13 protein-coding genes and 1 pseudogene are annotated in these 10,116 nt (G+C 62.3%); 10 read left to right on the forward strand and 4 right to left on the reverse strand.

Annotated features, from left to right (window positions below; translation table 11 throughout):
• Nucleotides 1–141 precede the first annotated feature (141 nt).
• The 5 genes and pseudogenes from QM806_RS39540 to QM806_RS39560 all read left to right on the forward strand — a co-directional run bounded on the left by QM806_RS39540 (nucleotide 142) and on the right by QM806_RS39560 (nucleotide 3,094).
• Complete coding sequence (locus tag QM806_RS39540; RefSeq protein ID WP_283294949.1) at nucleotides 142–1,476, forward strand: FAD-dependent oxidoreductase; 1,335 nt, start codon at nucleotides 142–144, stop codon at nucleotides 1,474–1,476.
• Between the two features lie 112 nt (nucleotides 1,477–1,588).
• Nucleotides 1,589–1,894 (forward strand): MFS transporter, encoded by a 306-nt coding sequence (locus tag QM806_RS39545; RefSeq protein WP_283294950.1) that lies wholly within the window; start codon nucleotides 1,589–1,591, stop codon nucleotides 1,892–1,894.
• A gap of 31 nt (nucleotides 1,895–1,925) precedes the next feature.
• Nucleotides 1,926–2,348, forward strand: coding sequence for an MFS transporter (locus QM806_RS39550; RefSeq protein ID WP_283294951.1), 423 nt, complete (start codon nucleotides 1,926–1,928; stop codon nucleotides 2,346–2,348).
• A 64-nt stretch (nucleotides 2,349–2,412) separates the two neighbouring features.
• A pseudogene (locus tag QM806_RS39555) lies at nucleotides 2,413–2,616 on the forward strand (MFS transporter); the annotation flags it as partial.
• 64 nt (nucleotides 2,617–2,680) lie between these two features.
• Nucleotides 2,681–3,094, forward strand: a complete 414-nt coding sequence (locus QM806_RS39560; RefSeq protein ID WP_259465800.1) for a hypothetical protein — start codon at nucleotides 2,681–2,683, stop codon at nucleotides 3,092–3,094.
• Between the two features lie 37 nt (nucleotides 3,095–3,131).
• On the opposite strand, the gene QM806_RS39565 is transcribed toward QM806_RS39560, so the two are convergent.
• Nucleotides 3,132–3,422 carry a hypothetical protein gene (locus tag QM806_RS39565; RefSeq protein WP_120660280.1) on the reverse strand — a complete coding sequence of 97 codons (291 nt, stop codon included), beginning with the start codon at nucleotides 3,420–3,422 and terminating at the stop codon, nucleotides 3,132–3,134.
• A gap of 12 nt (nucleotides 3,423–3,434) precedes the next feature.
• Nucleotides 3,435–3,980 (reverse strand): flavin reductase family protein, encoded by a 546-nt coding sequence (locus QM806_RS39570; protein ID WP_120661402.1) that lies wholly within the window; start codon nucleotides 3,978–3,980, stop codon nucleotides 3,435–3,437.
• Between the two features lie 174 nt (nucleotides 3,981–4,154).
• On the opposite strand from QM806_RS39570, the gene QM806_RS39575 reads away from it, so the two are divergent.
• The 5 genes from QM806_RS39575 (at nucleotide 4,155) to QM806_RS39595 (ending at nucleotide 8,905) form a co-directional block, all read left to right on the forward strand.
• On the forward strand, nucleotides 4,155–4,628 hold the full coding sequence (locus QM806_RS39575; RefSeq protein ID WP_120660279.1) for a nuclear transport factor 2 family protein: 474 nt from the start codon (nucleotides 4,155–4,157) through the stop codon (nucleotides 4,626–4,628).
• Nucleotides 4,629–4,702: 74 nt separating this feature from the next.
• Nucleotides 4,703–5,872: an LLM class flavin-dependent oxidoreductase gene (locus tag QM806_RS39580; protein ID WP_120660278.1), complete on the forward strand. Its 1,170-nt coding sequence runs from the start codon at nucleotides 4,703–4,705 to the stop codon at nucleotides 5,870–5,872.
• A gap of 91 nt (nucleotides 5,873–5,963) precedes the next feature.
• On the forward strand, nucleotides 5,964–6,947 hold the full coding sequence (locus QM806_RS39585) for a 3,4-dihydroxy-2-butanone-4-phosphate synthase (protein ID WP_120660277.1): 984 nt from the start codon (nucleotides 5,964–5,966) through the stop codon (nucleotides 6,945–6,947).
• Nucleotides 6,948–7,018: 71 nt separating this feature from the next.
• Nucleotides 7,019–7,855, forward strand: coding sequence for a mycofactocin-coupled SDR family oxidoreductase (locus QM806_RS39590; protein ID WP_283294952.1), 837 nt, complete (start codon nucleotides 7,019–7,021; stop codon nucleotides 7,853–7,855).
• A gap of 192 nt (nucleotides 7,856–8,047) precedes the next feature.
• Complete coding sequence (locus QM806_RS39595) at nucleotides 8,048–8,905, forward strand: SDR family NAD(P)-dependent oxidoreductase (protein ID WP_240961109.1); 858 nt, start codon at nucleotides 8,048–8,050, stop codon at nucleotides 8,903–8,905.
• A 185-nt stretch (nucleotides 8,906–9,090) separates the two neighbouring features.
• On the opposite strand, the gene QM806_RS39600 is transcribed toward QM806_RS39595, so the two are convergent.
• Nucleotides 9,091–9,531, reverse strand: a complete 441-nt coding sequence (locus QM806_RS39600) for a nuclear transport factor 2 family protein (RefSeq protein WP_283294953.1) — start codon at nucleotides 9,529–9,531, stop codon at nucleotides 9,091–9,093.
• A 41-nt stretch (nucleotides 9,532–9,572) separates the two neighbouring features.
• Nucleotides 9,573–10,049: a nuclear transport factor 2 family protein gene (locus tag QM806_RS39605; RefSeq protein ID WP_166680637.1), complete on the reverse strand. Its 477-nt coding sequence runs from the start codon at nucleotides 10,047–10,049 to the stop codon at nucleotides 9,573–9,575.
• Nucleotides 10,050–10,116: the final 67 nt, after the last annotated feature.

Raw genomic sequence — 10,116 nt, forward strand, 5'->3', positions numbered from 1 at the left:
ATCGAGAGGATTCCGCCCTGGGTGCAACCCTCCCCCGGAGACGCGGGTGACGACCCGACTGGACGAAACTCTTGAACTGACTTCAATTAGGGCGATACTGTGACCGCAGACACTTGCAGCCACGCAACGGAGGACCACGATATGCCAGGAATCGACACCGACATCCTCGTCATCGGCGCGGGAATGGCAGGACTGACCGCCGCCGCCCGGTCCCTGAGTCGGGGTAGTTCGGTCATCGTCGTCGAGAAGGCGGCGACGGTCGGCGGGTCGGCTCAGTTCGCCGGGTACGCGTGGACGGCGCCGACGCACGAGGTGATGGACGAAGTCAACCCCGACGGCGACCACGCCTTGCGTCGCGCGCTCGTGGACGGATTCGCTCCGGGTATCGAGTGGATTCGCTCGCTCGGCGTCGAGTGTGCAGACGCTGTGACGGTCCTGCGCTACGGCACGGGCCATCAGTTCGACACCAACCAGTACATCGACGAGTGCCGCAAGCGAATCCGGGCCGGCGGCGAACTGCTCACCAGCACCAGCACGCTCGGGCTACTTACCGAGAACGGTGCCGTCGTCGGTGCGCGGATGCTGCTGGCGGACGGCACCGAACGAGAGATCCGCGCTCGCGCAACGATCCTCGCGACCGGCGGATTCCAGGCGAATTCCGAGGCGGTGGACAAGCACATCCATCCGGCGGCGAGCGCGATGCAGCTTCGTTCCAACCCGACCAGCGTCGGCGACGGACTACGGCTGGCCGAAGCTGTCGGTGCCGCGACCGGGAAGGACCTCTCCGGTTTCTATGGTCACCTCATTCCCGCCTGGGTGAGCTTCCGTGACCCGTCCGACTTCGTGGCGCTCTCGCTGTACTACAGCGAGCACGCGCTGCTGTTCAATCTCGATAACCGCCGGTTCACCGACGAGACCATTGGCGACCACCTGACCACTATGACCCTGCTCGAGCAGCCCGAGTCCCGCGGACTGCTGGTGGCCGACGCGCGGGTCTACCGCGACTGGATCACCGGCAGCTATGTCGAAGGCGCCGTTGCCATCGACAAATTCGACCTCGCACAACGCCGCGGCGGCAGGTGTGGACTCGCCGAGAGCCTCGACGATCTCGCGTACCTGCCCGCAGAGTGGGGATATGACGGTACCGCGATCGCCGAGCAGATCCGCACGATCAACGCGGCAGGAAGCGCGGTCCAGCCGCCACGTACCTACGACGCGCAGCCCTTGGACAAGGGCCCGTACTACGTGATCGAGGCGTGCCCGGCGCTGACCTTCCCGTTCCACGGCGTGCGCATCGACGAGACCGGCCGTGTCCTCGCCGCTGCAGGCGGAACAATCGAGGGCCTGTTCGCAGCCGGATCCGATACCGGCGGACTCTACGACCACGCCTACACCGGCGGTATCGCTCCCGCTCTGGTGTTCGGCCTCGCCGCGGCGGACCGAGCTGCAGCCGATCGTGCGAGTGTCACCGCGTGACACAGCCGCAAGGCCACTACTGAAAAGGCGGTTCACCATCGATGTCGATCCGAACGGCGCATGGCACACGATCCTCCAGTGCGTCATACCGACTGATCGGAAAAGGAGATTCATGGTGCAGACCGCTGCGGTTGCGCCCTCGCTCCGAGACCCGCTGCGCAACGCGGACTTCTGGGTCCTCGTTGCCGTCCAGTGCGTGACCAATGTGTGCGTCTGGGTTTTCGTCGTTGCGGTCCAGTGGACGCTGACCGTGTCCGGAGAGTCGTCGACGGTCATCGCCTCCGTTCAGACGGCGCTGGCGATTCCCTTTCTCCTGCTTGCTCTTCCGATGTACGTCTGGGGTGAGCGCGGGGCGGGGCAGATGTTGACGCAGGCGCGCTGCTTGTACTTGCGGGTGCGGCGGTGGCCGCGGCCGTGATCGCCAGCATCGGCGACGTGCCCCCTGGCTGATGCTCGCCGCGGTCAGTGCGGTCGGCGTCGGGTTGTCCACTATCACGATCGCGTGGCAATCGCTCATGCCGCACATCGTGGGCCGACCCCTCGCGGGTACCGCGGCGATCCTCGATGGCGCCTCCTACAACGGCGCCCGTGCAATCGGCCCGATCATCGGTGGTGCACTGTTGACCGCGACGACGTCCGAGGCCCTCTTTCTGGCGTTGGGCGTCGTCTTCGCCGTGCTGGTCGTGCCACTGCGCTCGCGGAGGCGCATAGGCCCGGCAATGCCGCGCTCTTCGGAACGGATGCTGCCCGCGCTGGCGGCGTCGACGCGGTTCGTCTGGAATTCCGCGTGGACCCGGCGGCTCTTGTACCGCCTCTCGGTGTTCGGGGTGCCCTCGAGTTGTCTGTGGGCGCTGCTGCCCGTGATCGCATAGGCACCGTGGTGGTAATGCCGCTTCGCCGCCGGGTGACGCAGAACGCGTTCATCTGCATCGGATCATGCGCCTAGCTACTGTACTCGCCGCGGTCGCGACGGTGTCGAATGTTGTGGTCGTCGCCGTGCTCATGGTGGTCGTCGGCGCCGCGTGGGTCGGTGTGCAGAGCTCCTGGATGATGGCCGCCCATGATGCTCTGCCGACGTGGATCCGGGCCCGCGTGATTGCCCTCATGCTATTGGCATTCCAGGGCTGCCAGGCGGCCGGCTCCCTCGTATGGGGGGCGCTTGCCGATGCCTTCTCCCTCGAGATCGCGTTTTGCTGCGGCGTCCATGGTGATGGTGAGCGCGGGCATCGGCGCGCTTGCCCATGGGATCGTGCCGGCGGAGACGATTACCCCCACTCTCGACGCTGCGGGTACGCGGACCGCGATACCGCTGGCACCGGTGGTGGAGGAGTCGGCACCGGTCCGTGTGACCGTGGTCTATAAATTACGACCCGGCGGACATGCGTCGCTTCGGACGCATCAGCGCGACCTCGCACGAGCCCGCCGCCGTCTCGGCGCGCGCAGCTGGACGGCTGAAGTCGGTACGGACCGCGTCATCGAGCAGTTCGATTACCGCGATGTCTCGGAGTACCGACGGTATCTATCCACCCGGTTGACCGATCCGGAGAAGTACCTTCTCGATAACATCTGGGTCGCCGCGTGCGCCGAACGCCCCCGATCCAGGATTTCCAACCGCTGAAAGAGTGGGTGACGCGCGCGCTCGAAGCGAATCTGGTCTATTCGTTGGGCTTTATGTGCCCTTCGATGAATTCCCCGTCATACCAACCGCGGTCCTCTGCGTAAGACAACATGGCTCCGAAGCCCTCGCGCCACTTACGGGTATGTGGTCCTTGGTTGCGGAGCCAGGCTGATCGAATGAAGACGGCGTCGTTGTCGATGTAGCCGATATTTGCGTTAACCAGCGATTCGTGGGCCTTCTCGCGATCGGATCCGATTCGTACGTGAAACGTCGCGAGATCCAGGAGGTGACGAGTTACAACACTGTCAGAAGTGACCTCGATGTACATTGCCTTCCTTCCCTAACTCGACGCGTACGGCCCGGAGCGCGCCATCCGATGGAATTGGCTGTCGTGAAACACGATGGGTGATACGGAACTGTGCATCTTGATGCGATTCACTGCAAGCACTGCGATGTCGTGGTCGCCCGCCCGAACCTGCTCGTAGATCGAACAGTTCAACCACAGGGCTGCGCCGGCAATGAAGACGGCCCCGCAACTGTCGCGAACCCAATCTATTCCCGCGAATCGATCGGGTACTTGCGACGCGAGTGCGCGAGCGGTCGACGCGTGGGCATCGGCCAGCACACTGACACCCAGAGATTGGGCTCGTCGGAGCAGAGGCCACGTTGTTGACGTGAGGGCTACGCACACGGACACCAGTGCTGGTTCGAGCGACACTGACACGAAGGAACTGGCTGCGATACCGGTCGGCTTGCCGTCGATCACTGCGCACACTGCCGCGACGCCTGATGGAAACCGGCCGTATGCGCCACGAAGGACGGGCGGCGACAGATCGTCGCCGCCGAAGAATCCGTCATCGGACCCTGCTGCCTGAATTTCTGACATGGACACCCCACCACTTGGAACAAACTGAATTGGGTTCATTTAAGGTCTACCACAGGCGCCCGCCCGCCAGAACCGTTTCGGTGCAGTACTTTTAGCTCGGACAGGGTATTGACGAGACGCGGATCACAGCCTAATCTTCGCATGAAGTGAGTTCAGTTTTCCAAAGGAGAGCGTGTGCCGACTGTCGAGGAGTTGCGAGCGTCCAATATCGACATCGCCCGTAGGTATCTAGAGGCCATCAACACCTGGGACTTTGCTGTCAAGCGCGAGCTTCTCGCCGAGGATATTGTCTTCGAGATGCGTTACGCCCCACCTGGGTTCAAGCGCCGGATGGAGGGTATCGAGGACGTGATGGCCTTCCTCGAGACCATTCCCTCGCTCATCGAGACGGAGGGGCTGTACGACTTCAGGTTCGAGACGTATCACTCCGATCCCGGGGAGGTCATCGCCGAGTACAAGAGCGACATGAAGATGGTCATTCCGGTTGAGCTGAAGAACGAGTACGTCACGCGTTTCACCATCCGAGACGCGAAGATCACGCACTTCTGTGAATTCTACGACCCGATTCCCCTGGTGATCGCTCTCGGCGGCCGGGTGGAGCCCGCGACCATCGAAAGCGCCAGATCGGCCCGTACCGAAAGCGCCTAACGCACATTCATCAGCATATGTGCTCGCTGGGCTCCAACCAAAATCACAGCTAGACAGAGAAACTGAGGTGTTGAATGTCCGAATCCAACTACCCGACCGCGTTCGGCGTCTTCATGGCTCCCTTCCACAAAATCGGAGTTAGCCCCACCGTTCTCTATGAGCGGGACCTGCAGATCATCGAGCTTGCCGACAGCCTCGGGTTTCAGGAGGCGTGGCTCGGGGAGCACCACTCCGGTGGTCACGAACCGATCGGCGCTCCCGAAATGCTGCTCGCAGCGGCTGCACAGCGCACCAAAACCATTAAATTGGGAACGGCCGTCAACTCGCTGCCGTACCACAACCCCTTCCTCCTTGCAGAGCGCCTGGTCACCCTCGATCACCTCTCTCGCGGTCGCGCGATCATGGGATTCGGTCCCGGACAGCTACTTTCCGATGCTTACATGCTGGGGATCGACCCGACGAAGCAGCGCGACATGATGCTCGAGGCGGCTGAGGTCATCGTTCGGCTCCTCCGGGGTGAGACGGTGACAGAGAAGACAGATTGGTTCGATCTGCGCGAGGCCAAACTACAGGTACGCCCCTACAGCGTGCCGGAGTTGGATGTAGTTGTCGCCGCTGTCACCTCACCGTCCGGGCCTGTCACGGCCGGCAGGCTGGGTGTGGGAATGATCAATCTCGCTGCCACAAGCCCTGCCGCCTTCGGCGCCCTTCGGGGCCATTGGAAGATCGCCGAAGACGAGGCAGCGAGGGCCGGGCGGACGGTGTCTCGCCGGAACTGGCGGCTCTCGGCGATCACCCACATCGCGGAGACAGAGGAGCAGGCGCGCCAGGACTGCACCCACGGGTTTGAGGAGATCTGGAACTATTTGGCGCATATTTCGCCGCTCCCGGCCTCCGAGAAGCCCGATGTCGAGGGAATGATCGACGAGGCCATCGAGTCGGGATCGGTTCTGATCGGCACGCCTGACACCGCAATCAAGAAGATCCGGCAACTTGGCGACCAGACCGGTGGATTCGGAAGTTTCATCATGACGCTTACCGACTTCACCGACTACGAGCGTCAGCGAAATGCCGTCAAGCTCTGGGCCGAGCACGTGATTCCCGAATTCCGGGGGCAGCTGAAGCCGATCCGCGAGCACAATGCGTGGGTGCGGGGTAACGAGTGGAAGGCCGAGACCATGGCGGCCATCAACGCTGCTACCGAGAAATACGCGGCACAGCATCGGCCGGTAGCGGTCAACTAACACTCCATTCTCTCGAGCTGTCACCAGCCGTCTGCAGCAGCCCGAGAGACTGGGCAGTTCTCGGCCTGACCACCAGGAAGACGATCTCACCATGACTGTCACCGACGAGCATCCGCTGGCGCCGCACATCAACCTCGCACCGACGCTCGCAGAGATTCACGCGGAAGCACGAGTGATGGCCGCAGTCAATCAGCTGTCCCGCGGGAAGGCGATCATCCTGAGCGATGGGATCGACTTGCCGACCAGCGGTGAGATCGTCTTTCCTGCGGTGAGGATCAGCACGGCTGACGCCGCTTTCGCTATCCGTCACTCGTCAGGATTCCTACAAGTCGCCCTTCCATCGGACCGGTGCGACGCCCTATTGCTTCCGGCTCAACAGGGCGCCGCTCCCGGAACCGCACAGTGCGTCACCGTCGACGCGGCCACTGGCATCACCACCGGCATCTCTGCGGCGGACCGTGCAACAACCATTCGGCTCTTGGCGTCCTCGGATGCGTCACCTGCGTCATTCAGCCGTCCGGGCCATGTGGTGCCCCTGCGCGCGGACGCGGCCCTGCCCATGTCGGGCTTCGGGCATCCCGAAGCTGCAGTACATCTGGTAGCGGCAGCCGGTTTCCCACCCGCCGCGGTGCTCACGACCGTCGTCGGCACTACTGACCCAACAGACGTCGCCTCAGGTAACGACCTGCACGAGTTCGCCCGCAGCCACCAACTTCCTGTCGTCGGGCTCCCTGACCTCGACTCCGAGAAAACACCACTGCCCTGCCTCCACATGTTGGTGGACCTCCCCAGCGGAAGAACATCTCTCGAGTCATTCACCGACCTGGGCCACAACTATCTCGTCTTGGCCGTGGGTGAGGTATCCGGCCGAGAGGACGTGCCTGTTCATCTGCTGCCGGCAGATCAGGTGTTGATCGACGCAGGATCTCCCAGCGCCGAGCCACGCATTCTGATCGGACTACCCCAGACCGCGGAGGATGAATATAGTCGTGCGATCGACGGGCTTCATCGGCAGCACAGCATGATCCGCGCCATCCTCCGCCGTCTGGGTTGCCTCTCAGTGGTATGTCCATAGGTCAGATCAGGCGCAGTAGGTCAGTCGTAGCTCGCCGCACGCCACCCTACCTACGAGAAAGAGAAACGGAAATGGTTGATCTCACAGGCAAAACTGCCCTCGTAACAGGTGGAGCGCGAGGACAGGGCCGTTCGCACGCCCTCGCCCTTGCCCAAGCCGGTGCTTCAGTCGCCATCCTCGACGTCTGCGAAGACCTCGAGAATGTCTCATATCCGCTTGCTTCGCAGGCGGACATGGACGAAACCATGCGGCTCATCAACGAGGCCAACGGGAAAGCACTTGCCGTCAAGGCAGATGTCCGCGACCGAGAGGCCATCAGCGATGCAGTCGCGCGAATCGTCGACACCTTTGGATCGCTGGATCTTCTCGCAATCAATCACGGCGTCATGGCGATCAGCGAATTTCGCCACATGGATCCCGCCGACTGGGACGTGGTCATCGACATCAATCTCAACGGCGTCTTCAACGTGCTACACGCGGGCCTTCCGCATCTGCTGAATCAGACCTGGGGACGGGTGATCATCACATCGTCGATGGCCGGCAAAGGCGGGTACCCGCCATTCAGTCATTACTCGGCCTCGAAGTGGGCGGTCATCGGGCTTGCGAAAACCGTGGCCCTCGAGGTGGCAACCACCGGGACCACGGTGAACGTCATCTGCCCGTGCTGCGTCGACACTCCGATCATCCACAACAGCACGATGTACAGGCTGTTCCGACCCGACCTCGACTCCCCGACAATCGGCGACGTCGCCGAAGAATTCTGTCGGTATCAGCCCCAGGGAATTCCATGGATTCCCCCTCAGGCAATCACGGACGCACTGATGTTCCTGGTCTCCGATGGTGCGAAACACATGACCGGCGAGACCCTCTCCGTCGCGGCCGGCCAGAACGCCAACGGTGCGGCATAACCAGTCCACCAACGTCATACGTCCGCGTCACCTATCACGGTGCGGTTTCACAGCCAGGTCGAGCGGGATCGGCGGTACAGCCACGGCGACTACCCGGCCGAACATGCTGAACGAGTCGTGGACGTGACTGAAATGAGCAACCCATCGTCGCGAAACGGCGCCTCCCGTGGCGCATGAGGAAATGGAGCGAGAATGACCAACTGCATGATCGATCTCACCGGCAAGGTCGCCATCGTCACCGGCGCAGCGTCCTTCCATGGCGACGACGATCCCTACCGCGTCGGCCAAGGCTCATCGACCGCGAGTCTGTTTGCGCAACTCGGCGCCAAGGTCGTACTCGCGGACATCAATGGCGAGGTTGCCGAGCAACGGGCGAAGCAGATCAGGGCCGACGGTGGAGACGCAATCGCCGTCGAGACCGATGTCCGCGTTGAGGAACAGGTCCAGCGGATGATTGCGACCGCAGTGGACGAGTTCGGACGACTCGACATTCTGCACAACAACGCCGCCGACCTGAGGATTCCATGGGAGCCGGGCGACCCGCCCATCACGGAATTCGTGGTGGACACCTTCCGTGCCCAGATCGAAACACTGCTCCTGGGCCCGATGCTCGGCTGCAAGCACGCGATCCCGGCAATGGTGAACACCGGCGGCGGCAGCATCACCTGCACGTCGTCGATCTCCGGCGAGATGGGCGAGCTCAACCTGACCACCTATGGCGTCGCAAAGGCGGGCGTCAACCAGCTCGTGCGCGCAGTGTCCGCACAGCATGGCAAACAAGGAATCCGATGTAACGCCGTGGCGCCTGGACTCGTACTGAGCTCCCCCAGTCTCCAACTCGGGGACGAGCTGATTACCCAGTACACGCGCCACTGCGACACCCCTCACGTCGGTCAGCCCGAGGACATCGCCCGGGTCGTCGCGTTCCTGCACTCCAATGCCGCGCGGTACATCACAGGGCAGGTCATCAGAGTCGACGGGGGCTTCACCGAGCACTCCCCGATGGTCACCGAGGGTCGTGCATCCGGCCTCGTCGCCGGAACCACCTGAGGATCAGCGCCTTGTGACACCCGCCGAAAATGCGAGGCGACAGACCGCCCGGACATCCCGCATCCTGACCTGCTCGGTGAAAGGGCCTCACCGAGCAGCGGGGTTCATGCGTCGACGCGGCGCTCGCCACTACGTGCGGGTTGACCGTGTAGCGCCCCGTCGAGTTTCTGTGAAACTCAGAATGTTCAGTATGAATCGAGCTGTGGTGGCATCAGTGGACTAATGCGTCGCGAGACGATCCGCCAACCGTCCGCAGTGCGCCTGTAGGTGTCATTGTTGAGGCAGAAGCACCGAACGGTCGCACCATCCTTGTTGTGTCCGTCCTGAAGAAGGTAGTTACTCCCGTAAGCCTCGTCGGAACCGTTGAACTCGATGACGAAGTTGCTGAACAGGTGCATCTGATCTGCCATGACGTTCTGGTTGTGGGCGAAGAACTCCTGGATCGCCGAGCGACCCGAGTAGCTCTCCAGTCCCATCGGTCGGGCGTCGAACACGGCATCATCGGCATAAGGCTCCATCAGCGCCTCCATGTCGAACTGGTCGAGCCCTCGTGCGTAACGTGCAGAGAGCATGCGAATTTCTTCGATGTCCGCAAATTGCTGCGGGCTGACGGTGGGAATGGTCATGTACTTCTCCTCGATAGGTCGCTGAGTTTTCGGGCGACGAATCATTCAGCGACGGCCTGACGGGCTAGAAATCCCTCGCCAAGCATGCGCTCGGGCCACATGAAGTTGAGACTCTGGCGCACGATTTTCCAACCGTCACCGGTGCGGCAGTAGGACTCCTCGTAGACGCCGAGCCAGTAGAGTGGGTTGCCCCCTTCGCGGATCTGATCACCGGTCACGAAGTCGAGAAGATAGACAAGCCCCGTCGCAGTGTCCTTGCCGGTGAGCTCGACGACGTGGTTGACCACGACATGCAGGTTGGAGAAGTATCCACTGGCGTAGAAGGGCCTTTCGGCGTCGGCGAACTTCTGTTTGAACTCAGTGCGGTCCGTCCAACTCCCGTACGGACCAAAATCGCACACTGCGTCGGGGTGATACAGCTCCACCAGCTCATCCAAACGGCCCCCGTCGAGGTAGGCGGATCCGAGGGTGCGGAGATGTTTGATGGATTCGATGTCGAGCAGTTCGTCGATTGTCATGATCGTGTTCCTACTAGTAGTACTTTGTTAGCTCGGCGTGTCGGCTCGAGTTTTCGTGGCCTTCTCG

This window comes from Rhodococcus sp. IEGM 1351, assembly GCF_030056875.1.
GTDB lineage: Bacteria > Actinomycetota > Actinomycetes > Mycobacteriales > Mycobacteriaceae > Rhodococcus_F > Rhodococcus_F opacus.